At 45.2% G+C, this 22729-nt stretch carries 22 protein-coding genes; 2 read left to right on the top strand and 20 right to left on the bottom strand.

Going from position 1 to position 22729, the window contains the following annotated elements; translation table 11 throughout:
- Positions 1-121: 121 nt before the first annotated feature.
- Positions 122-1513: an aldehyde dehydrogenase family protein gene (locus GQ367_RS02285; protein WP_215291129.1), complete on the top strand. Its 1392-nt coding sequence runs from the start codon at positions 122-124 to the stop codon at positions 1511-1513.
- Between the two features lie 18 nt (positions 1514-1531).
- Here the strand turns inward: GQ367_RS02285 and GQ367_RS02280 are convergent, their stop codons facing one another.
- Genes GQ367_RS02280 through hemC form a run of 4 tightly spaced genes read right to left on the bottom strand, consistent with a single transcriptional unit; the run spans position 1532 to position 5204 of the window.
- Complete coding sequence (locus GQ367_RS02280) at positions 1532-2728, bottom strand: heme biosynthesis HemY N-terminal domain-containing protein (RefSeq protein ID WP_215291128.1); 1197 nt, start codon at positions 2726-2728, stop codon at positions 1532-1534.
- On the bottom strand, positions 2728-3435 hold the full coding sequence (locus GQ367_RS02275; RefSeq protein WP_215291127.1) for a uroporphyrinogen-III C-methyltransferase: 708 nt from the start codon (positions 3433-3435) through the stop codon (positions 2728-2730). Before GQ367_RS02275 ends, GQ367_RS02280 begins: the two co-directional genes overlap by 1 nt.
- 8 nt (positions 3436-3443) lie before the next feature.
- Positions 3444-4238 (bottom strand): uroporphyrinogen-III synthase, encoded by a 795-nt coding sequence (locus GQ367_RS02270; RefSeq protein WP_215291125.1) that lies wholly within the window; start codon positions 4236-4238, stop codon positions 3444-3446.
- Positions 4239-4250: 12 nt separating this feature from the next.
- Positions 4251-5204 carry a hydroxymethylbilane synthase gene (hemC, locus tag GQ367_RS02265; RefSeq protein WP_215291124.1) on the bottom strand — a complete coding sequence of 318 codons (954 nt, stop codon included), beginning with the start codon at positions 5202-5204 and terminating at the stop codon, positions 4251-4253.
- Positions 5205-5239: 35 nt separating this feature from the next.
- On the opposite strand from hemC, the gene argH reads away from it, so the two are divergent.
- Positions 5240-6670, top strand: coding sequence for an argininosuccinate lyase (argH, locus tag GQ367_RS02260; protein WP_215291123.1), 1431 nt, complete (start codon positions 5240-5242; stop codon positions 6668-6670).
- A 142-nt stretch (positions 6671-6812) separates the two neighbouring features.
- Here the strand turns inward: argH and GQ367_RS02255 are convergent, their stop codons facing one another.
- The 16 genes from GQ367_RS02255 to apbC all read right to left on the bottom strand — a co-directional run bounded on the left by GQ367_RS02255 (position 6813) and on the right by apbC (position 22674).
- The gene (locus GQ367_RS02255) at positions 6813-9062 is read right to left on the bottom strand and encodes an arginine/lysine/ornithine decarboxylase (RefSeq protein WP_215291121.1); all 2250 of its coding nucleotides are present in this window, start codon (positions 9060-9062) and stop codon (positions 6813-6815) included.
- Between the two features lie 244 nt (positions 9063-9306).
- The gene (gene dcd / locus GQ367_RS02250; RefSeq protein ID WP_089515362.1) at positions 9307-9876 is read right to left on the bottom strand and encodes a dCTP deaminase; all 570 of its coding nucleotides are present in this window, start codon (positions 9874-9876) and stop codon (positions 9307-9309) included.
- Between the two features lie 88 nt (positions 9877-9964).
- On the bottom strand, positions 9965-10267 hold the full coding sequence (locus tag GQ367_RS02245; protein ID WP_215291120.1) for a DsrE family protein: 303 nt from the start codon (positions 10265-10267) through the stop codon (positions 9965-9967).
- A 75-nt stretch (positions 10268-10342) separates the two neighbouring features.
- Positions 10343-10939, bottom strand: coding sequence for a molybdenum cofactor guanylyltransferase MobA (gene mobA / locus GQ367_RS02240; RefSeq protein WP_215291118.1), 597 nt, complete (start codon positions 10937-10939; stop codon positions 10343-10345).
- A complete protein-coding gene (locus GQ367_RS02235; RefSeq protein WP_215291116.1) occupies positions 10923-11756 on the bottom strand; it encodes a formate dehydrogenase accessory sulfurtransferase FdhD in 834 nt (277 codons plus the stop codon). The genes mobA and GQ367_RS02235 overlap by 17 nt, the downstream gene beginning before the upstream one ends.
- A gap of 69 nt (positions 11757-11825) precedes the next feature.
- On the bottom strand, positions 11826-12113 hold the full coding sequence (locus tag GQ367_RS02230; RefSeq protein WP_215291114.1) for a hypothetical protein: 288 nt from the start codon (positions 12111-12113) through the stop codon (positions 11826-11828).
- 19 nt (positions 12114-12132) lie between these two features.
- Positions 12133-13176 (bottom strand): formate dehydrogenase subunit gamma, encoded by a 1044-nt coding sequence (locus tag GQ367_RS02225; RefSeq protein WP_215291112.1) that lies wholly within the window; start codon positions 13174-13176, stop codon positions 12133-12135.
- A gap of 26 nt (positions 13177-13202) precedes the next feature.
- Positions 13203-13436 carry a hypothetical protein gene (locus GQ367_RS02220; RefSeq protein ID WP_215291110.1) on the bottom strand — a complete coding sequence of 78 codons (234 nt, stop codon included), beginning with the start codon at positions 13434-13436 and terminating at the stop codon, positions 13203-13205.
- On the bottom strand, positions 13433-14062 hold the full coding sequence (fdh3B, locus tag GQ367_RS02215; RefSeq protein ID WP_215291108.1) for a formate dehydrogenase FDH3 subunit beta: 630 nt from the start codon (positions 14060-14062) through the stop codon (positions 13433-13435). The genes GQ367_RS02220 and fdh3B overlap by 4 nt, the downstream gene beginning before the upstream one ends.
- A gap of 25 nt (positions 14063-14087) precedes the next feature.
- A complete protein-coding gene (locus tag GQ367_RS02210; RefSeq protein WP_251370220.1) occupies positions 14088-17009 on the bottom strand; it encodes a formate dehydrogenase subunit alpha in 2922 nt (973 codons plus the stop codon).
- Between the two features lie 110 nt (positions 17010-17119).
- Complete coding sequence (locus tag GQ367_RS02205; RefSeq protein WP_215291104.1) at positions 17120-17317, bottom strand: formate dehydrogenase; 198 nt, start codon at positions 17315-17317, stop codon at positions 17120-17122.
- A gap of 215 nt (positions 17318-17532) precedes the next feature.
- Positions 17533-18180: a molecular chaperone gene (locus tag GQ367_RS02200; protein WP_251370219.1), complete on the bottom strand. Its 648-nt coding sequence runs from the start codon at positions 18178-18180 to the stop codon at positions 17533-17535.
- Positions 18181-18188: 8 nt separating this feature from the next.
- Entirely contained in the window at positions 18189-20300 is a 2112-nt protein-coding gene (locus GQ367_RS02195; protein WP_215291100.1) for a 4Fe-4S dicluster domain-containing protein, read from the bottom strand.
- An 80-nt stretch (positions 20301-20380) separates the two neighbouring features.
- Positions 20381-21061 (bottom strand): DUF3306 domain-containing protein, encoded by a 681-nt coding sequence (locus GQ367_RS02190; RefSeq protein ID WP_215291099.1) that lies wholly within the window; start codon positions 21059-21061, stop codon positions 20381-20383.
- Positions 21061-21582 (bottom strand): DUF3305 domain-containing protein, encoded by a 522-nt coding sequence (locus GQ367_RS02185; protein ID WP_215291097.1) that lies wholly within the window; start codon positions 21580-21582, stop codon positions 21061-21063. Before GQ367_RS02185 ends, GQ367_RS02190 begins: the two co-directional genes overlap by 1 nt.
- 3 nt (positions 21583-21585) lie before the next feature.
- Positions 21586-22674 carry an iron-sulfur cluster carrier protein ApbC gene (gene apbC / locus GQ367_RS02180; RefSeq protein WP_215291095.1) on the bottom strand — a complete coding sequence of 363 codons (1089 nt, stop codon included), beginning with the start codon at positions 22672-22674 and terminating at the stop codon, positions 21586-21588.
- Positions 22675-22729: the final 55 nt, after the last annotated feature.

Genomic DNA, 22729 nt, shown 5'->3' with positions numbered 1-22729 from the left:
ACCTGCTTGGAGCAGGGGCATTCAGTTAACCCGTATTAGTCAAATCCCTGATTCTTAGTTCTATCAATTACCCATATACTTCTCATATTCACTTCTCATATTCAATCAACACCAAAATTCCATGAACGCTCTCCAATTACAACTTGAAGATTTGCAGCAAGCCTTTGCTCATGACCCATCACCCAGTTTTGCTGAACGCAAAGAGCGAATTGAGCGTGTGGTGGCAATGATTGATAAATATGAAGAGAACTTGTGCAAAGTGGTTCATGCTGACTTTGGCAATCGCCACTACGTTGAAACACGCTTAACTGAATTGGCTATGGTGCGTCAGGCAGCTAAATACGCGATCAAACATCTTAAGTCTTGGATGAAGACGCGCGACATTTCTATGCCGATGCATCTAAAACCATCCAAAGCTTGGGCACAAGCCCAACCCAAAGGAGTGGTTGGCATCATCAGCCCTTGGAATTACCCGATTCAACTGGCATTGATTCCTGCTATTTCAGCCATAGCTGCCGGCAACAGAGTTTGGCTCAAACTTTCAGAGCGCTCTCCTAGGACATCCGGCTACCTTGCCACCATCATCGGAGAATTCTTTCATCCTCTCGAGCTTTGCGTGACAACCGGCGGAGAAGATGTTGCTCGCGACTTTTCAGAATTAGCCTTTGATCATTTATTTTTCACGGGCTCAACCGCGATTGGCAAGCGAGTGATGCGAGCTGCAGCAGAGAACCTCACGCCGCTGACTTTGGAACTGGGTGGTAAATCACCCGTGGTCATCAATCATGATGCTAACTTAGCAGATGCCGCCACAAGAATCATTTATGGCAAATTGATCAATGGCGGACAAACCTGTGTTGCCCCAGATTACATTTTGATCAAGCATGAGTTAATTCCAGAACTAAAGGATGCTTTAGTCAAAGCTGCTGAAACTCTATTCACCGATCCTTCTGAGCTGACCCATCCAATCGACCAAGAACAACTGTCTCGTTGGCAACAACTCGTTTCTGATGCAACAAGCAAAGGCGCCCAAGTCAGCCCTCTTCTACCCGAATCAGAAAACCGTCCTTTCACCCCAGTGATGCTGACCCAAGTTGCACCTCACAGCCTGGTGATGCAAGAAGAAATTTTTGGCCCCATCTTGCCAATCATCGGCGTGTCATCCCAAGAAGACGTGATTGAATTCATCAACTCAAAAGATCATCCATTGAGCATCTATTGGTTTGGTAAAGATAAAAAAGCACTAAGAAACTTGATCTCGAAGACTCACTCAGGCAGTGTGACTGCCAATGACACACTCATACAAGCTGGTATTGAACAAATACCTTTTGGCGGCATTGGAGCTAGTGGCATGGGCGCTTATCACGGTCAAGCTGGCTTTGACACATTCAGTCATCTCAAGCCAACTCTTCAAGTTCGTGGCCTGCTCGGCATTAAAGCTTGGATGGGCAGCAAACTGGCCCACCCTCCTTACAACAAAACCACAGAACGATTATTGCGCTGGCTTAGCTAACTAAAACAGCTAAATGCCTTAGCTAGCTGCAAAAATGTGGGCAGCGAGCTGATAGTGCGTCGCAGCCTCAAGAGGCTCTTCTAGAGCCTCATGCAGTTTTGCCATATTCATGTGCGCGTTGGCTTTAAGCAAAGGTTTTGTCTTTGGATCTTTGATCACCCCTTGCAAACTTGACTTGGCTTTACCCCATAGTTTTTGAGCCAAACAAACTTTGGCCAAGGCCAAAGAAAGAGCAGGCTCACTTGGGTACTTCATCATCCAAGCTTCTATCTTCTGAACCAAGCTCAGAGTCGTCGATCCAGTTGGTAAGCAATCTGGATAAATAGCAATCAATGACTCGTCCCACTGATCATCCAAAGACTCTTCAATGAAGCCACGAGCAATGTCCTGCTGACCAACTGCCAATAATCCCTTGGCCATCACCAGAGCAACCCTAGAAACTTTTCGATCAGCCTTTGGCAAATTCTTCCAAATAGCTAAAAGTGCTTGATGATCAGTTGATTTTTCTTGAACCAATTTCGCCACAGCTTCTTGCACTGTTTTTTGAGCCAACACTGGATGAATGGCTTCGCGCTTACTCAAGCTATGACTCAATCTTAAGACTTCTTCCCAACGCTTTAACTGCTGATTTGCTTTAAGCGCAATTCGCTGAACCAATAATTGTCTGGCGCCACCCTTTTGCAATTGCTCAATGGTGGCCAGTGCGCCCGCCGGATCATTTGAATCCATTTGCATATCAGCCATGGCTACCAAGCGAGCTTGCTGTTTATTGGCTGACTGTATTTTTGATAACCACTGATCTCTTAAGTCAAATCGATTCAGACGATGCGCCGCTCTAGCAGCCAATAAAGCAGCGGTTTCTGATAACGCTTGATTAACACTGGCAGCTTCTGCTGCTTTTAATGCTTTTGAAAAACGTCCCGCAAAGATATCTTCGACGGCCTCAGAGAGTAAAACAATCGCACGGGCTTCACGCTGCTTGCGACGATACAAAGCAGCCTGCTTTGGTAAACCCAATACTGCAGCAAAAGTTCGCCAAGCTAATAAGCCGACGATCAACACCCCTAACACCACCACAATAAAAAGATTAAGGCTAGTATCTAAGCGATAAGGTGGGAAATAAATGGTGATATGACCAGCATTGCCACTGGCAAACAAAGCCAGCAAGACTGCAGCCGCAAACAAGAAAGCCAACCACAATGCACCGCGCATCATCACTGACCCTTATTCACTGGAGTTGATTTAGATACTTCAGTGCGAAGCTCACTGATATTTTTTTGAATCTGCACCACTGAGCTTGCTTGCGCTTGAAAATGTTTTGCAATCAATTGCTCTGCTTGAATCAAATCATCTCTCGTTGCTTGGGGCAATTGAGACAACCAAGCCAATCTTGCACTTAAAAAATGCAATCTCAATTGCTGACGAATCAAATCTTGCGCAGCTGGAGTCATCGCCACATCCTTCACATCACCCACCACCTGAATGCGCATCAACTGATCGCCCAATCCTTTAATCGCCGACATGATTTTTTGAACAACAGTCGGAGTTCCGGCAGTGCTTGCAATGGCTGGCGCCCCTGCCACAGGCAATGCATTCATTGGCAACTGAGCCACTTGGCTCAATAATTGATTTAACTGATTGGCCACTGGAGCAAGATTTTTTTGATTCTCCAAGGAGCTCTTCAAGGCCAAATTGATTTCAGCTTCTTGGGTTAATACTTTAGCTAGCTGAGCCTCCAACTCTACAACCCTGGCATCAAGTTGTGCTGGGCGGTGATAAAGACGAAAACCCCCTTCGATCACTAACCAAACAAGACAAATGGCAATAGCGATCCACAAGGCTCTCCATAAACCTTTACCCAAAGCTTCTGATTGGACTTGTTTAGCAGTTTTGGTATTCACTTGATCGAGATCTGCAGCCATTTCAATTCCTAATTTTTATTGGTGTGCCATTGTTCAATTTTCACAAGCAATGAATCATCGCCTGGAGCACAGCAATCTATATTTTCAAATCCAAGTTCAGCACATGCCTGAGCGATTCGCTCATGCGTACACAACATCATAGCTTCATTTAACCAAGACATTGCCCATGATGGGTTTTCTTTTAAAAACTGAGCAAAGTGTCGTGCGGCTTCAGAAGAAGTCAGTAAGCAAATAGAATCGCTTGGGATTGATTTTTTTAAACCCAGCCAAGCTGGCGAGTCATCTGCTAGAGGAACTCTTTTGTAAGTAGATATCGAGTGTATTTCAGCACCTTGCAATAAAAATTGCTCACCAAGCCAAGCTCTGCCACCAATGCCTTTTAAAAAGAGAATGTTCTTACCAGACCAAGATGATTGGGATTGATTCAATATCTTCCACAATCCTTCTGAGTCCCATTCACTTGGATTGCTCGGTGCGTAGATTGTGAAGCCATGCTGGGCCGTGATGCCGTGATTGCTCAGCGCCTCTAAGCTGCCACCACCCACCACCGCTATAGGAATATTTTTGGGCCACTCCGCTTGCAACAAGCGCATCGAACACTCAACCGCATTAGGACTCACGAAAACGGCTAAATCAGTGCTTGGTAAAAGATCCTTCAAACGCTTGGCATCTGCTGGATTTTCATTGGGGACAATTGCCAATAAAGGCAGTTGAATTTGTTCAAGCGTCGGAAACTTCCGATGCAATAACTCTCCCAATCTTAGAGACTGTCCTAGTGGGCGAGTCAGAACAATATTGGGCATGAGTTTTAAGCCTTAATTTCTTGGCGGCAATAAATCTTTAGCACCCTGGGCAATCAACTCATCAGCAACTTCTAAGCCCATCTTGTCTGCATGACTCATGCTACTGATTGATAGCTTCTTTTCAGATCGGCAAATACTTTGCCCATCTGTACTCGCCACAAAGGAACGAAGGTACAAAAAATCAGCACCTTCCCAAATCGCATAGGCTGCCAAAGGAACATCACAAGAACCACCAAGAGCTCTAGAAACAGCTCGTTCCGCTGTCACAGCCATCGCTGAAGGGGCATGATTCAAAGGAGCCAGCCAATCATTCATCTCAGGTCTTCCTGCTCTGATTTCAATGCCCAAAGCACCTTGGCCAGCAGCCGGCAAACTATCTTCAGGAGCCAATAAGCTGCGGATGCGCTCAGCCATACCTAAGCGCTTAAGACCAGCAGCCGCCAAAATGATGGCAGCGTACTCGCCTTTGTCTAATTTACCCAAGCGAGTGTCCAAATTGCCTCGCAGAGGCTGGATATTCAGATGAGGGTAGCGTGAACGCAACGAAGCCTCACGGCGCAAGCTAGCGGTTCCTACAACCGCCCCAGCAGGCAAATCAGCCAAAGTTGCATAGTCATTGGAAACAAAGGCATCCCGGGCATCTTCACGCTCCATGATGCAAGCCAATTCAAAGCCAACCGGTAACTGCATCGGCACATCCTTGAGAGAGTGAACGGCCAAATCTGCCCGCCCTTCCTCCAAGGCAACTTCCAATTCTTTAACAAAAAGCCCCTTACCACCGACTTTGGACAGGGTTCTGTCCAAAATTTGGTCACCCCGGGTGGTCATGCCCAAAATACTGACATCGCAGTCTGGGTAGAGCTTTTTCAAGCAATCACGAACATATTCAGCCTGCCACATGGCCAAACGGCTCTCTCGGGAGGCAATTACCAGCTTTTTAGGATAAGAAATTTGTGTCATAACCATAAGAATAAAGCCTTTGAGGCAATATACTTATATTTATGGCAGATTTAGATAAAAACAAGAACTCTTTAGACAACAAAGACCAAGCTTGGTCGGCTCGCTTTGCAGAGCCTGTGGCGGAACTCGTGCAACGATATACCGCTTCTGTTGATTTTGATAAACGCATGGCCTTGGTCGATATCCAGGGCTCTTTGGCTCACGCCGAAATGTTGACCGCACAGAAAATCATCAGTGCGGAAGATTTCGCGGCGATCCAAAAAGGCATGGCAGAGATACGCTCTGAAATCGAAGCAGGTTCATTTGTTTGGGAACTCGCTCTTGAAGACGTTCATCTGAACATCGAAGCACGCCTGACTAAACTCATTGGCGATGCTGGTAAACGTCTTCACACTGGTCGTTCAAGAAACGATCAAGTGGCTACAGATATTCGCTTATGGTTGCGTGGCGCAATTGATGAGATTCAATCTGAACTGACTGCCCTGCGTTCAGGTTTGCTTGGTCTAGCTGAGAAGCATGCTGAAACGATCATGCCTGGCTTCACTCATTTACAAGTCGCTCAACCTATCACTTTTGGTCACCATGTGATGGCCTATGCGGAAATGTTTGCGCGTGATGCTGAACGTTTGGCTGATTGCCGCAAGCGTGTCAATCGTTTACCTCTAGGTGCTGCAGCTCTTGCAGGCACGAGCTATCCGATTGATCGTGAACGTGTTGCCAAAACCTTGGGTTTTGATGGCGTTTGCCAGAACTCTTTAGATGCGGTTTCAGATAGAGACTTTGCGATTGAGTTTTGTGCCACAGCTTCATTGGTGATGACACACATCTCACGTCTATCAGAAGAATTGATCATTTGGATGAGTCCAAGGGTTGGCTTTGTGGATCTGCCAGATCGTTTCTGCACAGGCAGCTCAATCATGCCGCAAAAGAAGAATCCTGATGTACCAGAATTAGCAAGAGGCAAAACTGGTCGCGTGAACGGCAATCTAATTTCTTTGTTAACTTTGATGAAGGGCCAACCTTTAGCCTACAACAAAGACAACCAAGAAGACAAAGAGCCATTGTTTGATTCAGCAGATACTTTGCGCGATACCTTGCGTATTTTTGCTGACATGGTGCCGCACATTCAAGTCAAAGCAGATGTGATGAGAGCAGCAGCACTTCAAGGTTTTGCAACTGCTACTGATTTAGCTGATTACTTGGTTAAAAAAGGTTTGGCTTTCCGCGATGCTCATGAGGCTGTTGCTCATGCTGTGAAGGCATGCTCTAACAAAGGTTGCGACTTAGCAGACTTATCTTTGGCTGACTTAAGAGCAGCGTGTGACCTTGGAGATAAAGCCAATCTGATTGGTGAGGACGCATTCAAAGTCTTGACTCTTGAAGGATCTATCAACAGCCGCAACCATGTGGGTGGCACCGCTCCAGAGCAAGTAAAGAAAGCCATTGCAGCTTATCGCAAGAACCTGAAGTAACAGACAAAGTAACACCCGAAGTAAAAGATAAAGTAACAAACCAAATAAAAATAGGCTCACTTTTAACAGTGAGCCTATTTTTTAACTAAGAAGAATTTGTTTTTAAATCAAATCTTGGATCAATCTTTCAATCAATCAAAAATCAGTCTTTAACGCAGTCAACGTAATACTCTTTGCGACCATTCAAGTCACCTTTGACCAAACCATGAACATCGGTTTCAAAGCCAGGGAACTGCTCATTGAAGTCACGAGTGAAACGTAAGTAATCAACGATGCGCTTATTAAAACGCTCACCTGGAATCAACAGCGGAATACCTGGTGGGTAAGGTGTTACCAACATCGCTGTGACACGACCCTCTAAGTCATCAATGACCACGCGCTCAATGTCACGGTGCGCCATTTTTGCCCATGCATCAGATGGCTTCATTGCAGGAATCATGTCTGACAAATACATCTCCGTGGTCATGCGAGCCACATCATTCTTTTTGTAGACTTGATGGATTTGCTGGCACAGATCTTTAAGACCAATGCGCTCGTAACGCGGATATTTGGCAACAAACTCTGGAAGAACACGCCACAAAGGCTGATTCTTGTCGTAGTCATCTTTGAACTGTTGCAACGTTGTGACCATGGTATTCCAACGGCCCTTCGTGATGCCGATGGTGAACATGATGAAGAAAGAATAAAGACCTGTCTTCTCAACAATCACACCGTGCTCAGACAAATACTTGGTCACAATGCTGGCCGGAATACCGGTATCTGCAAAGCTACCATCCATCTCCAAGCCTGGAGTGATGATGGTGGCCTTGATTGGATCGAGCATATTGAAGCCTGCAGCCAACTTACCAAAATCATGCCAACGTTCATCGGCCTGAAGCACCCAATCATCTCTTTCGCCAATGCCTTCTTCAGCAAGATACTCTGGGCCCCAAACTTTGAACCACCAGTCAGCGCCCCACTCCTCATCCACTTTGCGCATGGCGCGACGGAAATCCAAAGACTCTGCAATCGACTCGTGAACCAAGGCTGTGCCGCCTGGAGGCTCCATCATGGCCGCTGCCACATCGCAAGAAGCAATGATGGCGTACTGAGGGCTTGTGGATGTGTGCATCAAATATGATTCATTGAAGCAATCGTTGTCCAACTTATTGGACTCTGAGTCTTGCACCAAAATCTGTGAAGCCTGAGATAGGCCTGCCAATAACTTGTGCGTTGATTGTGTCGAGAAGACCATGCTCTCTTTTGAACGTGGACGATCTTTACCAATCGCGTGCATGTCTTTATAGAAGTCATGGAAAGTTGCATGCGGCAACCAAGCTTCATCAAAATGCAATGTATCGACTTTGCCATCCAACATTTCTTTGATCATTTCAACGTTGTACAAAACACCATCATAGGTACTTTGGGTGATCGTTAAAACACGTGGCTTGGCATTTTTATCAGTGATGAATGGATTATTCTGAATTTTCTTCTGAATGGTTTTCCAGTCAAACTCTTCTTTAGGAATTGGGCCAATGATGCCGTAGTGATTACGCGTTGGCATCAAGAAAACAGGCACAGCACCCGTCATCATGATGGCGTGCAAAATTGATTTGTGGCAGTTACGATCCACAATCACGATGTCGCCAGGGGCCACTGTTGAGTGCCAAACGATTTTGTTCGATGTTGAAGTACCGTTCGTCACAAAGAACAAATGGTCCGCATTAAAGATGCGGGCTGCATTGCGCTCACTCGCAGCCACAGGGCCGGTGTGATCTAGCAATTGGCCTAATTCATCAACGGCATTACAAACGTCAGCACGCAACATGTTCTCGCCAAAGAATTGGTGGAACATCTGACCCACGGGGCTTTTCAAGAAAGCCACGCCACCTGAGTGACCTGGGCAATGCCATGAGTAAGAACCATCAGAAGCATAGTGCGTCAATGCTTTAAAGAATGGAGGTGCCAACGAATCCAAGTAAACCTTGGCTTCACGAATGATGTGACGAGCCACAAACTCTGGCGTGTCTTCATTCATATGAATGAAGCCATGCAACTCTCGTAAAACATCATTAGGAATATGTCTTGAAGTTCTGGTTTCGCCGTACAAGAAAATTGGAATTTCTTCATTGCGTTTACGAACTTCCATCACAAAGGCACGCAAACCCTCAAGCGCTGAATCAATCTCAGCAGCTGAGCCTGCACCAAACTCTTCGTCGTCAATCGACAGAATAAAACAAGAGGCTCTGGCAGCTTGCTGAGCAAATGAAGTTAAGTCTCCATAACTGGTCAAACCAAGAACTTCCATACCTTCGGTTTCGATAGCAAGTGCCAATGCACGAGCACCCGAACCTGAAATATTTTCAGTACGGAAATCCTCATCAATGATGACCACAGGAAAACGAAATTTCATATCAACTCCCTACCTAGCAACCCCTCTGAAATAAGGGGGTTTTTTCTTAAAAACGTGACTATATCGATAAAACCAATGTTTCGCTGAATTTATTTCAACAAAAATAAGCCCCAGAGGGTTAGTTTAGCCATTCAGTCCTTGAATGGACAGACAAATCAATTAAAAAAGCACCTATTTAGGTGCTTTAAGTACTGCTCATACTAAATAAGCCATTACAGGCTTTTACACGCTTTATGTGGCTTATTTAGGTTTTTGGTAGGGTAACGCCCACCTGACCTTGGTATTTGCCACCACGGTCCTTGTAAGACACTTCACAAATCTCATCGCTCTCAAAGAACAAGACCTGAGCACAGCCTTCGCCTGCATAAATTTTAGCTGGCAATGGCGTTGTATTGGAGAACTCCAAAGTCACATAACCTTCCCACTCTGGCTCAAACGGAGTCACGTTCACAATGATGCCGCAGCGAGCGTAGGTGCTCTTACCCAAACAAACTGTCAGAACACTTCTTGGAATCTTGAAATACTCAACCGTGCGCGCCAAGGCAAATGAGTTGGGAGGAATGATGCAAACATCGCCCTTGAAATCAACGAAGGATTTATCGTCAAAATTCTTTGGATCAACGATGGTGCTATTGATATTGGTGAAAATCTTAAATTCGTTTGCACAACGAATGTCATAGCCATAACTTGATGTGCCATAACTCACGATTTTTTGCCCCTCAGGAGACTGGCGAACTTGGCCTGGCTCAAATGGGGAAATCATATCGTGCTCTTCGCACATGCGGCGGATCCAGCGGTCAGATTTAATAGTCATAAGCTCTATTTTGACATATCTAAGTTGAATTGCCTGTTTTCAGATGCTCCGCCCATTTCTTTATTAGACGCGGTCAATTGTCCTTGGCTTAATAAGTCAAAACGGTCGTATTTGAATCAGTGGCAAGGTCAATCATGGTGACCATACCGATCACCTCGTTCACCCCTTCAATCAAATCACCAAGCTCTAGCTGTCTATCTCTTAAAGCGGTACTGCAAACCTTGATTTTTACGCCCGTACGAATAGCATCCTCAATGTAAGCAGACAAAGGTCGATTGGATGGAATCACGATTTGCTGATTCTTAGGATTGTCTTTGATGAATAAATCCACAGTCGAACCAATTACATGGATTTGAACGTCGAAACTCATCGCCGCGGCAGTGCTAGCCATTAAAAAGGGGGTTGCTGCAAGATTGGGCTGGTCAGCGCTCGTGCGCCAAAGCTGCAAAATTAATCGCTTCAAAGCTTAGCCCTGAAGTGCTCGTAGCTCTTCCACGGTATTCACATTGGCAAAAGCAGCAACATCATCGAACACCACGTAATTTGTTTTCATGGCTTCAAACCACTTATCAATCTTTCTTCCACCATTTGATAAAAATGGCAACAAGCTATCAGTCACTGAAGATTTCATCAAAGCAAAAACCGGATGAGTTCTTAGTTCACCATTCTCCATCGTGGCTGCATAGGCCAAATCTAAATCCTGAATGATTAGTGCTTCGGAAAGTTTCTCAACCAAGTCCATCGGGAATCTTGGCGAATCACATGGCACTGTTACCAAATAAGGATGTTCACAGTTTTCTAAGCCCGCCTGAAAACCTGCCAAAGGGCCTGCAAAATCACCAATCACATCTGGCAAAACTGAAACACCGAGTGATTCATAAGCCGCCAAATTGCGATTCGCGTTAATTTTCACAACATCTACCTGAGGCTCTAAACGCATGATCGTGTGCATCGCCATCGGCGCACCTTTGAATTGCTGCAAGCCCTTGTCTGTACCGCCCATTCGACGACCTTGACCACCAGAGAGCACCAAGCCTGAAATCACATCACGCGGTATGAACATTTACTTCCTTTGTATTAAGACGATTAACGCCGCTATAAACCAAATAATGCTGACCACTACAGCGTCCGAACAATGTCATATTGACCTTGTTGGCCATTTCCAAACCCATGGCAGTCACGCCTGAGCGTGACAATAAAAATGGTATGCCCATTTGAGCACCCTTGATCACCATCTCGGAGGTTAATCTGCCAGTGGTATAAAAAATTAAATCATTGCCGGACTGATCATCAAGCCACATCAAACCCGCGATTGAATCAACCGCATTGTGACGACCAACATCTTCGATGAAGTGTAATAACTCAACACTATTGCCATTGTTTTTAAATACCGCACATGCATGGACCGAGCCGGCCTGCTTATAAATTGATGACCTGGTTCTGATGTGATCAACGATTTCATGAATAGCAGGTTGCGTGATCTGAGCATTTTCCGGCAACTGAATCGAGTCAATGTCATCCATGATTCCACCAAAGATAGTTCCTTGACCACACCCCGTTGTCACAACTCTGCGGCTGGTTTTTTCTTCAATATCAACCGTGTTTCCCTTGGTGGTAACAGCAGCTGATTCAGTGTCCCAGTCGACCTGAATACTTTCAATGTAATCAATGGAAGGAACTAAGCGTTGATTACGCAAATAGCCCAAAATCAAAGCCTCTGGGGCACCCCCAAGAGTCATGAGAGTGACCAATTCTTTTTTATCCAAATAAATAGTAAGCGGTCGCTCACCCGGAATATGAATGAGCTTCTCACGGCCCTGCTCATCGATCACTTTGACTTCACTGATCAAGGGGGCGACGGCTTTGGATAATTTAACCACTGTTAGTTCTTTAAAAGAAAAAATCAGTAACTAAGATACCTTAGTTACTGATTAGGATTTTAAAGCTGATTACTTTTTAGCTGCTGGTGCAGCGGCTGGAGCCGGTGCTGCAGTAGGAGCCACAAATGGACCAGGATTTGCACAAGCTGCTGGGGCAGGAGCACCGGCTTTTTTGTACTTATTGGCCACATCATTTTGTGACTTGCAAAGCTGATAGTTACCAACTTTTCCAGCATGATCTGCCTTAGCTTTAGCCAAAGCAGCTGCAGCTGCAGCTTCTGGAGTTGGAGCAGGTAACTTAGCCATCACCAAACCTGATGTCATCAAAGTTACGAGTAGTAATGATAATTTCTTCATAGGAATCTCTTTCGTGGATTTATGATTTTATTTTTCCAGATTTGACATCGTCGTACCAAAGTTCATGGTGCTCTTTGCCCCAAGCTTCGTCAACGTAACCAGTTTTCATGCCTTGTAATGCACCTTCCATGCCGATAGAGCCCACATAAATGTGACCCATGGCCATGACAGTCATCACAATTGCCGCAACACCGTGAATGATGTTAGCTAACTGCATTGTGCCGCGCCAGTATTCGATACCTGGAATCGGAACAATCATGTCTAAAACCCAACCAGATGCAGATACAACTAAACCAAGAACTGTTACACCACCCCAGAACCAAATCTTTTCACCAGCATTGAAGCGGTGAGATGGGATGTGCTTACCTGACAATAAACCGCCAAATGAAGCTATCCAAGTTAAATCGCCTTTATTCGGAATATTGTCTTTAACGTACAAGACGAAGAATAAAAGGATGCTAACTGTGAACAAAGGACCTGTGAAGTTGTGAATATTCTTCATCACCAACAAGAATGTGCCGTAAGCAGCACCACCCATGATTGGCAACAAGAAGAACTTGCCCCAAAGAATAAAGATACCAGTGAATGCAAGCGCCAAGAAGCTGAACGCCATTAACCAATGTGAGAATCTTTCTAAACCACTGAAGCGCTTGATTAAGCGACCAGTCTTAGGTTCGTGCAATTTGATTTGACCCTTGATCACAAACACAGTTGTAATCAAACCAGCCATGATCACTAACAACCAACCACCCCAAACAGTGATCACACCGTTACGGATAAGGCGCCATTGCTGACCAGACTTCTGAATCAACACACCCATTTCCTTGTTCGGGAAATTAACTGTGTGAGCTACATCAGAATTAACATTTTTCCAAATTGGTTGATTGCTACCAGGTTTATTTTCACCGGCCTCACGTTGAGCCTGAACATCCTTATTTACTTCCAAGATGTTCACAGATTCAACTTGTGGCTTTGCAGCAGGAGCTGCCCCCTGCGCAAATGCCACTGAAGCTGTTACAGAAAGTACAACGCTGGCGAGTAAGTTTCTTATTGTAATTCTCATACCGTCTCCTAAATTACTCGAGTAACTTACTTAGCTTTAACGTAATCGTCTTGACCTTGGCTACGAGTTTTTAGCTGTTTTTCCCAGCTAACTTGATCACCCGAAGTCCAACCCTTTTCAACATATTTGTTGTCAGCAGCAACATAAGCTTTTTCATCGCCTTTTTTTGCTGCAACCACAGTTTGAGGCACTTCAGAACATGCCCCAAGTGTGAATGTTGTTGCGATTAAAGCTGCAGTTAAAGAAATTCTTTTAATCATGATTTTTTTCCTGGAGCTTGTTGTGGTTTACCGTAAGCAGTGCCCCAACCGAATACGTTGGCACCAGCTGCTTTACCATTTGATTGACGCTTAACAACACGATTGCGGAAAATATCTGCAACCACATCGCCATCACCACCAATCAACGCTTTGGTAGAACACATTTCAGCACAGGCTGGTAACTTGCCTTCTGATAGACGGTTACGTCCATACTTCTCAAACTCTGCTTGAGTACCGTTCTTCTCAGGACCGCCAGCACAGAATGTGCACTTGTCCATCTTGCCACGAAGGCCGAATGTACCAGCGCTTGGGAACTGTGGCGCGCCGAATGGGCATGCATATGAACAGTAGCCGCAACCGATACAAATATCTTTATCGTGAAGCACTACACCTTCATCAGTTCTGTAGAAGCAATCTACTGGACATACAGCCATACATGGTGCATCTGAACAATGCATACATGCAACTGAGATTGATTTCTCTGCGCCAATTTGACCGTCGTTAATTGTTACAACACGACGGCGATTAACGCCCCAAGGTACCTCATGCTCATTCTTACACGCTGTCACACAACCATTACACTCAATGCAGCGCTCTGAATCGCAGATAAATTTCATTCTTGCCATTATCGTCTCCTAAATTCCGCCGCTATTAAGCGAACTTCTCAATCTGACAAATTGTTGTCTTGGTTTCCTGCATCATGGTCACACTGTCGTAACCATAAGTTGTTGCAGTATTCACAGCTTCACCACGTACGATCGGTGCAGCACCTTTTGGATAAGCATCCAACATATCTTTACCTTGCCACCATCCAGAGAAGTGGAACGGTATGAATGCTGTATCTGCAGCAACACGCTCGGTCACCAAAGCTTTCACTTTGATCTTTGCGCCTGTAGGAGATTTAACCCAAACATATTCACCATTGCGAATGCCACGCTTGTTAGCAGCCGCTGGGTTGATTTCAACAAAGTTATCTTGTTGCAACTCAGCCAACCATGGGTTTGAACGAGTCTCTTCACCACCACCCTCGTACTCCACCAAACGACCTGAAGTAAGGATGATCGGGAACTTCTCATACAACTTGTCTTCAACGTTCTTCTGTTGAATTGACTTGTAAAGCGTTGGCATACGCCAGAAAGCTTTCTTGTCATCATGTGTTGGGTACTTAGCAACCAAGTCTGGACGTGTGCCATACAAAGGCTCACGGTGCTGTGGAATTGGATCAGGGAAGTTCCAAACTACTGCACGTGCCTTAGCATTGCCGAACGGATGACAACCGTGGTTCTTCATGATCACACGAATCAAACCACCAGAAACGTCCGTCTTCCAGTTTTTACCTTCAGCAGCTTTTTTCTCTGCATCAGTTAACTCATCCCACCAGCCAAGCTTCTTAACAAGTGCGTGATCAAACTCTGGGTAACCAGTCTTGATGTCAGCGCCCTTAGAGTAAGAACCATTCTCAGCCAATAAAGTTTTGCCATCTTTTTCTACACCAAAGTTGGCACGGAAATTACCGCCACCATCCATCACGTGCTTGCTGGTGTCATAAAGATTTGGGCTACCTGGGTGTTTCATTTCAGGTGAACCGTAGCAAGGCCATGGCAAACCGAAGTAATCACCAGTTGTATCGTAACCAGTCACTGGATCTTTACCACCCTTAGACTTCAATGTCTTCACATCAAAGACATGCATCATGCGCATGTGAGCTTTCAAACGCTCTGGTGAGTGACCCGTGTAACCAATTGTCCAAACAGACTTGTTGATTTCACGCAAAATTGATTCAACTTCTGGTTCTTTCCACTCTTTACCAGCAAACTTGCTCTTCAACATCTTGTAGTTCTTTGACAACTCATTGCCAAAACCAAGCTTGTCGGCCATTGCTTGCATGATCACGTGGTCAGGAACTGATTCAAACAATGGGTCAATTACTTTTTCACGCCATTGAATTGAGCGGTTAGATGCTGTTACTGAACCAACAGTTTCAAACTGTGTGCAAGCAGGCAACAAATAAACTGCACGATCCTTATTAACCTGAGCACCTTCAACCTGCATCGCAGCCATCGCAGCAGTAGCACTTGGGTATGGATCAACCACAACCAATAGCTCTAACTTATCCATGGCTTTCTTCATATCAAGACCGCGAGTTTGTGAGTTTGGAGCATGACCCCAGAAGAACACACCCTTCACATTATTGTCTTGATCGATGAGATCGTTTTTCTCAAGCACAGCATCCACCCAACGTGAAACTGTTGTACCTGATTTCTCCATCATGTTTGGAGCAAACTGAGACTTGATCCACTCGTAATCAACACCCCACACACCAGCAAAGTGTTTCCATGATCCTGCTGCTAGACCGTAGTAGCCTGGCAATGAATCAGGGTTAGGACCAACGTCAGTAGCACCTTGAACGTTATCGTGACCGCGGAAAATGTTTGCACCGCCACCACTCTTACCGATATTGCCTAGTGCCAACTGCAAAATACATGAGGCACGCACCATCGCGTTACCAATCGTGTGCTGAGTTTGACCCATACACCATACGATAGTTCCTGGACGGTTCTCATGCAATGTTTTAGCCACTTGGAAAACTTGAGCTTCTGGCACACCACAAGCCTCTTCAACTTTAGCTGGTGTCCACTTCTCAAGAACATCTTTCTTAACATCTTCCATGCCATAAACACGGTCATTAAGATACTTCTTATCTTCCCAACCATTTTTGAAGATGTGATAAAGCACACCAAACAAGAATGGAATATCTGAACCTGAACGAATACGCACATACTGATCAGCTTTAGCTGCTGTACGTGTGTAACGTGGATCAACCACGATCATCTTGCAGCCAGACTCTTTGGCATGCAACATATGCAAGACAGAAACAGGGTGAGCTTCAGCAGCGTTTGAACCAATATAGATAGCAGCCTTAGAGTTCTGCATATCGTTATAGCTATTGGTCATCGCACCATAACCCCAAGTATTCGCTACACCAGCCACTGTTGTTGAGTGACAGATACGCGCTTGGTGGTCAGTGTTATTTGTACCGAAGAAAGAAACGAACTTACGTAGCAAGTAAGCTTGTTCATTGTTGTACTTTGATGAACCAATGAAGAACAATGAATCTGGACCTGAAGTCTTTCTCAAGCTCTTCATCTTTGCTGTGATTTCATCAAGCGCTTGATCCCAACTGATTTTTTCGTACTTGCCATTCACAAGCTTCATTGGGTACTTCAAGCGGAACTCACCGTGACCGTGTTCACGAATCGCAGCACCCTTGGCACAGTGTGCGCCCAAGTTGATTGGTGAATCAAACACTGGCTCTTGACGAGTCCAAACGCCGTTTTCAACTACTGCATCAATGGCGCAGCCAACTGAACAGTGTGTACAAACCGTACGTTTAACTTCAATCTTACCCTTACCGTCAACCTTTGCTCCTGCAGAAGCTTTGGCTTTTTGCACCAAGGTTAGTTGAGATGCGGCTAAACCCACACCCACACCAACGCCTGAGCGCTTAAGGAAAGTACGACGATCCATCATTGGGATCGCGGATTGCAAACTGCGCGCTAAGCTGCCAACCATTTGGGCAGAGTGACGAGAAGCAGCAACTGCTTGTTGTGATGTTTTACGAATCAGACTCATGGATAAACCCTCAAAGATTCAAGAGAAATAAAAAAACACTCGTTTAAAAATTAAACGAGTGTAGTTTTGTAATATTTACGGACATGATCAGATAACTTGTAACCCTTGCTATCTTCCATCATGGTAGAGGCTTGCTCAGCAATCGCTGTTCCCAATGGGGTTTGAGACACAACAGCTACTGCACCTGCAGTAACACCTGCTGTAACAAAGAATTTTCTGCGCGAATCTTTGTGTTTGTTTTCACTCATAACTATCTCCTATTAATTCTTAACAATCTGCCACTAAATTACAAAAGTAACACTTGCATTTATGGTCTAACTATAAACCTTTATTATTTTTTTTGCACACGACAAATCAAATACTTGACTAGGGGTTTCCCTAAGTCAAAAAGGCTTGTTGAGTCTGAATCAACAAGCCTTTTGCAAAAACGGTTAAGTAAAAAATATATTGATTTTTTATAACTTTATTCAACCATGTCCATGGCATAAGCCTCTACCTCAAAAAAGGCTTTAGCGAGCATGGCAACTGACTTGTAATGATTGGCCAAAGGGTGTACTTCTATTGCATCGCACAATTCCTGGACCCAAGAACGCAAGTGCTCATCAAAAAACTTTTTCTGCTGAGTAAGGTTAGCAATTGCCAAATCATCTCCAGCGATCAAATAACGCATCACCTCACTCAGTGATGAAATGTGATCTTCACTCTCAGTGATGTTTTCAGCAGCTTCAAGACCTAACTCTTGCAAAGAATCACGCAAGCGCACGAGTGGCTTTTCATTCATGAAGCCTGACTGGTAATAAGAGCCGTACAAAAATACTTCTGGCTTACCAATACCAATGAAAAGCTCTTGATATTCATCCGCCCACTCCTTGGCTGCAGATGATGAGGCAACTCGGACCAACTCATCCCACGCTTGAGTCAAGGCTGCAGTGTCTGGGGCTTCTGATCCAGTGCCATAGGCAGCAGATGCTGCAATACGATGCAGCAAATCATCATCAGGGGCTTGATAGAAAAGTGTTGCCAATAAACCATAAAGGTCGGCGCGAGCAACGTCCTCTTCTAATCCGTCAGTACTTAAAGAAGTGACTTCTTCATCTAATTTTTTTTCCATATCACTCATCAGACCACATCGTTATCGTTAGGTTTATTCATCATGTCAATCACGCGACAGTCGCTGCACATCTTCAAACGTTCAGTTGCTGCGCCTGAGAATGCGGCGTGCAAGGACAACTTGCCAACCATCAACTCAACCATTTTCAGCGTACCAAAAGCTTTGCCACAACTGACGCAGTGGAACGGCTTTGTTTCGTTGAGTACAACAGTCTTTTTTCTTATCTCAGTGGTTTGCAAACGAGGCGCTAATGTCAAAGCATTTTCAGGACAAGTTTGAACACACAAACCGCATTGCACACAGTTGCGCTCAATCATTGATAGCTGTGGCGCATCTGGGTTGTCGCGCAAGGCACTTTCTGGACAGGCGCCCACACAAGACATACACAAAGTACAAGCATCTTGATTAACAAGCACACCACCAATTGGAGAACCAGCTGCTAAAAGCAAAGGCTTCTCATTCGTGACTTTGATTGAACCATGCAACATCAAATGCTCTAAAGCAGCCTCCAATGTTTCACGCTTTTCATTTGCGAATGCAAAGGTTGCTGCTGGACACAAAGCTGTCTTTGCAGACAAAGCAGCCGTTTGTTTTTCTAAAGCTTGAGCATTGTCAGCTTGCAACAAAACAATGCTGTCTTTCGCATAACCCAAACCTTCGAGCATGGATTGAGCCACAGTCACTTGAGTGCTTAGAGCTTGCTGGTACTCAGGAGCTTCTTCACCGCTCAACAAAATGGCTACCTGGCCAAAGCCATGAGCCAAACTGCCTAACCATAGGTCCATACCGGTTGATGCACTGTGATGCAAACCAAACGGAATCAAATGAGCAGGCAAGCCTTTGAAGTTGGCTTTATCTGTGGCGGCAAGACGACCCAAAGATTGAATCAACTCTTGGCCCTTGCCATTGCTGTGCAATAACAAACTAGGTGCCAATTTTGCGCCAGCAGCTTGATAAGCTTTGGCCATCACTTTGATCTGCTGACCTTGGTAAGGAACGCTTGGGTAGTTGTAACGCATCGCACCCGATGGACAGACGGTCGCGCAAGCGCCGCAACCCATACAAAGATTTGGATTGACCTTGACTGTGCCTTTGCCATCTCTGAATTGAGATTCAATGGCCTTTGTCGAACAAACATCAACGCAGGCAGAGCAACCTACTTTGCCGTTGCGTCCATGAGCACACACTTTTTCGTTGTAGGCAAAAAACTTAGGCTTTTCAAATTCACCCACCATGCCCATCAACTCAGATGCTGCGATGGCTTGCTCTAATGGATCTGATTTTGGAGCGTAATAACCTTGCGGTGGTTGACTCATCTTCAAGATTGGATCTTTTGATAAATCAAAAATTAAATCCCATGAATCAGTGCGGCTTGTATCAACACGATCAAAATTAATAGCGCCAATTGCAGAACAAGCTTTCACGCAAGAGCGATGGCTCTTACATTTATTCAAGTCAATTTGATAACTGAGATCGATCGCATTCTCTGGGCAAGCATCCACACAAGCGCCACAGCGAGTACACAACTCAAGATCAATCGGATTCTCTTGAGTCCACTCAACAGAAAATGCGCCAAGATAACCTTTGAGGTTTTTGATCTTGCCACTATAAACAGGAAACTCGCGAAGCTGAGGCAAAGAACCTTTATCGGTGCAAAGCACGCCAACACTCATGGTTTTTGATAAGCGCTCAGCCCATTGAATGGCAGCATCCCCCGGGCCAATCACCAATACGCGGCCACTACTTTGATAGCTCACTGTATTGACTGGCTCTGGTTCTGGCAATGAGGCCATGGCCAATAAAGCAGCAATCTTTGGCATTGCATTTTTTGCATCTGCCGACCATCCGCCAGTTTCTCGGATGTTCACAAATTTAATTGGGGCAATCAGCGGCTTTTCTTGTTCGCTGGCAACCTCATCAAACAAACGTTTTTCTTGAGTACAAGCCAACACAATCTCATCCGAACCCTGAGAGGCCGAAATGAAAGTGCCCACCTCTTGTCTACACAAGGCGTTGCTGAGTGAAATATTTTTACTGTCTACACCCATGCCTTTGGCTATCTGCACGATATCAATGGGCATGGTTTGATTACAGCTACAAACGAGCGTCTTCTTTGTCATCCTCTACCTTCAGCCATTTAATCAAAACACTTGGCTTTTTATATTCAATAACCAGGCCTAGACCTGGTTCGATTAACTAATTATGTTTTTGTTTGAGTCTTAACTTCTGCTTTCACCACCGGAACTTCTGTTGATTCTTGAGAATCAGTCAATTCTGGTGATTTTGCCGAATTTTCAGCATTTATAGCACTAGGGCTTACATCAGTCTCCGAATTTGCATCAGCAAGGGCTTTCTCATCGGCAGCTTCCTTGTCCTCCAAAACCTTCAAACGCTGGTGATAATCGGCTCTTTCAATTCGCTCAGCCTCTTCATCCGCCAGCTTTTCTTCAGCTGTTTTAAATAAACCAAGCATTTTTGATTGATTCATTCTCTTGAGCATCTCTAGAGGAATTGGGTCAGGCTTTGAATAATCATCAATGTAAATGTCCAAGCCATCCATGACGTTGTAGCGAGGATCAGAAAATAACTTTTCCATCGCCGCCTTTTGCACTTCAGGATCAATGCCTGGCTTGACGTATGCGGAGAAATCAGAATCTTGGGTAAGCTTGAGAACATCTTCAAGCGTTGGCGCAACTTCCTGTGCTTGGGCAGCGCCAGCCACTGGCTCTAGATTTTTCTCGGATGACTGCTCACCCAATGCTGGATCTTTTAAACCTTTTGAATCTTGCGCAAGTGATTGCTTCTCAGCCAACTCTGAAGGAGATAACTCAGGCTCTGCGCCCAATTTCTTTTTCGACCAACGATTTAAAAACCCAGCCATTAGCTCGCCTCATCCTTTGGTCTGTGCGCCCCCTTGAATGAAACGGGACGGGCACGTTTCTTAGGTTCAGGCTTGTAGTTTTCTGCGACAAAATTAGCCAACCATCCTGCAGTATCAGGATCCAAAGGAACATTCTCAACTGTCTCACCACCATCCAGCAAACGACCCGCTTCGTAGTAGCTGATGCTCAAGAAGTGAGGAACGGCGATTGGATCACCACCCTCTGGATGATCTTCAAGACGCCACATCACAAACCATGCTGGCTTTGTCGATGTTGAATTTAAGTAATAGCCTTCTGCTTCGTCCTTGTACAACTGAATTTCAAAACCTGTGTACAACCATCGCTCCGTTTTCTCATCGCTTCGCATACAGATTGCAGGGCGATCAGAAAGAATATGGTCAGGAGTTTTATGTGCGAACTGGCCGACGTCATACACAACTTCATCCAAAACCCAGCGGTAAGACTGCCATGGGTTATCCAAGAAGTCTTTGCGCATCACGACGGCAAGTTTTAGCTTCATGATTTAGGTGTTCTGCACAACAATGCTTGGGAACTTGCTGCTCATGTCCTTGGACATCTCTGCCACTTGAATCGCAATCTTGCGAGCAATTCCTTTGTAGATAGCACTAATAGCGCCATCAGGATCAGCCACCACCGTTGGGCGACCAGAGTCAGCTTGTTCACGGATCGACAAGTTCAAAGGCAAACTGCCCAAGAAATCAACGCCGTAGTCAGCGCACATTTTTTGACCACCGCCTTGACCAAAGATGTGTTCTTGATGATTACAGTTAGGGCAGACATAAATGCTCATGTTTTCAACGATGCCGATGATCGGAATGCCTACCTTCTCAAACATCTTGAGACCTTTGCGAGCATCCAATAAAGCGATGTCTTGTGGAGTTGTCACGATCACAGCGCCTGTGACAGGCACCTTTTGAGACAAGGTCAATTGAATATCACCAGTGCCTGGTGGCATATCAACAATCAAATAATCCAAATCACGCCAATTGGTTTGACGAAGTAACTGCTCAAGCGCAGATGTGACCATCGGGCCACGCCAAACCATTGGACTGTCTGGGTCAATCAAAAAACCAATCGAACTTGCTTGCAAGCCATGGCCTTCCATCGGCTCAATGGTGTTCTCAGCAATTGATTCAGGGCGACCGGTGATGCCCAACATCATTGGTTGACTAGGGCCATAGATATCAGCATCCAACATACCTACTGTGGCGCCTTCTGCAGCCAAGGCCAAGGCCAAGTTAACAGCCGTTGTGGATTTACCCACGCCACCCTTACCGCTTGATACGGCGATGATATTTTTTACATTAGGAAGCAACTTAACGCCGCGTTGAACCGTGTGAGCCACGATGCTCATGGTCACATTGGTGCTGACGTTTTTAACTCCAGGAACCTCTCGCAAGGCGGTAATAACCAGTTTTCGTATAAGGTCAATCTGACTCTTGGCTGGATAGGCCAAAACTACATCCAAACTCACATCAGAGCCATCAACCTTGATATTTTTAGCAGATTTAGAAGAAATCAAATCTTTGCCAGTATTAGGATCTATAACGCTTTTAAGCGCATTTTGTATGTTTTCTACCGTAACCGTCACTCTTATCTCCTAGTGCTTTTTTTGTTTTTTCAGCTCTCAACTATATCCGCAGACT

Origin of the sequence: Polynucleobacter sp. MWH-CaK5, assembly GCF_018687615.1 — a bacterium.
Lineage (GTDB): Bacteria > Pseudomonadota > Gammaproteobacteria > Burkholderiales > Burkholderiaceae > Polynucleobacter.
Note: the sequence above shows the minus strand (reverse complement) of the source record. Positions and strands in the feature narration are given on the sequence as shown.

What these genes read in the sequence shown, in the direction of transcription:
- GQ367_RS02275 (WP_215291127.1), bottom strand. Translation starts at nt 3,435, where the DNA reads ATGGCTGCAGATCTCGATCAAGTGAATACCAAAACTGCTAAACAAGTC.
- GQ367_RS02210 (WP_251370220.1), bottom strand. Translation starts at nt 17,009, where the DNA reads ATGGTTGGCAGCTTAGCGCGCAGTTTGCAATCCGCGATCCCAATGATG.
- GQ367_RS02190 (WP_215291099.1), bottom strand. Translation starts at nt 21,061, where the DNA reads ATGGCTGGGTTTTTAAATCGTTGGTCGAAAAAGAAATTGGGCGCAGAG.
- GQ367_RS02280 (WP_215291128.1), bottom strand. Translation starts at nt 2,728, where the DNA reads ATGATGCGCGGTGCATTGTGGTTGGCTTTCTTGTTTGCGGCTGCAGTC.
- GQ367_RS02195 (WP_215291100.1), bottom strand. Translation starts at nt 20,300, where the DNA reads ATGACAAAGAAGACGCTCGTTTGTAGCTGTAATCAAACCATGCCCATT.
- GQ367_RS02245 (WP_215291120.1), bottom strand. Translation starts at nt 10,267, where the DNA reads ATGGCTAGCACTGCCGCGGCGATGAGTTTCGACGTTCAAATCCATGTA.
- argH (WP_215291123.1), top strand. Translation starts at nt 5,240, where the DNA reads ATGGCAGATTTAGATAAAAACAAGAACTCTTTAGACAACAAAGACCAA.
- hemC (WP_215291124.1), bottom strand. Translation starts at nt 5,204, where the DNA reads ATGGTTATGACACAAATTTCTTATCCTAAAAAGCTGGTAATTGCCTCC.
- GQ367_RS02285 (WP_215291129.1), top strand. Translation starts at nt 122, where the DNA reads ATGAACGCTCTCCAATTACAACTTGAAGATTTGCAGCAAGCCTTTGCT.
- mobA (WP_215291118.1), bottom strand. Translation starts at nt 10,939, where the DNA reads ATGTTCATACCGCGTGATGTGATTTCAGGCTTGGTGCTCTCTGGTGGT.
- dcd (WP_089515362.1), bottom strand. Translation starts at nt 9,876, where the DNA reads ATGACTATTAAATCTGACCGCTGGATCCGCCGCATGTGCGAAGAGCAC.
- GQ367_RS02220 (WP_215291110.1), bottom strand. Translation starts at nt 13,436, where the DNA reads ATGATTAAAAGAATTTCTTTAACTGCAGCTTTAATCGCAACAACATTC.
- GQ367_RS02230 (WP_215291114.1), bottom strand. Translation starts at nt 12,113, where the DNA reads ATGAAGAAATTATCATTACTACTCGTAACTTTGATGACATCAGGTTTG.
- fdh3B (WP_215291108.1), bottom strand. Translation starts at nt 14,062, where the DNA reads ATGGCAAGAATGAAATTTATCTGCGATTCAGAGCGCTGCATTGAGTGT.
- GQ367_RS02225 (WP_215291112.1), bottom strand. Translation starts at nt 13,176, where the DNA reads ATGAGAATTACAATAAGAAACTTACTCGCCAGCGTTGTACTTTCTGTA.
- GQ367_RS02270 (WP_215291125.1), bottom strand. Translation starts at nt 4,238, where the DNA reads ATGCCCAATATTGTTCTGACTCGCCCACTAGGACAGTCTCTAAGATTG.
- GQ367_RS02185 (WP_215291097.1), bottom strand. Translation starts at nt 21,582, where the DNA reads ATGAAGCTAAAACTTGCCGTCGTGATGCGCAAAGACTTCTTGGATAAC.
- GQ367_RS02205 (WP_215291104.1), bottom strand. Translation starts at nt 17,317, where the DNA reads ATGAGTGAAAACAAACACAAAGATTCGCGCAGAAAATTCTTTGTTACA.
- GQ367_RS02200 (WP_251370219.1), bottom strand. Translation starts at nt 18,180, where the DNA reads ATGGAAAAAAAATTAGATGAAGAAGTCACTTCTTTAAGTACTGACGGA.
- GQ367_RS02255 (WP_215291121.1), bottom strand. Translation starts at nt 9,062, where the DNA reads ATGAAATTTCGTTTTCCTGTGGTCATCATTGATGAGGATTTCCGTACT.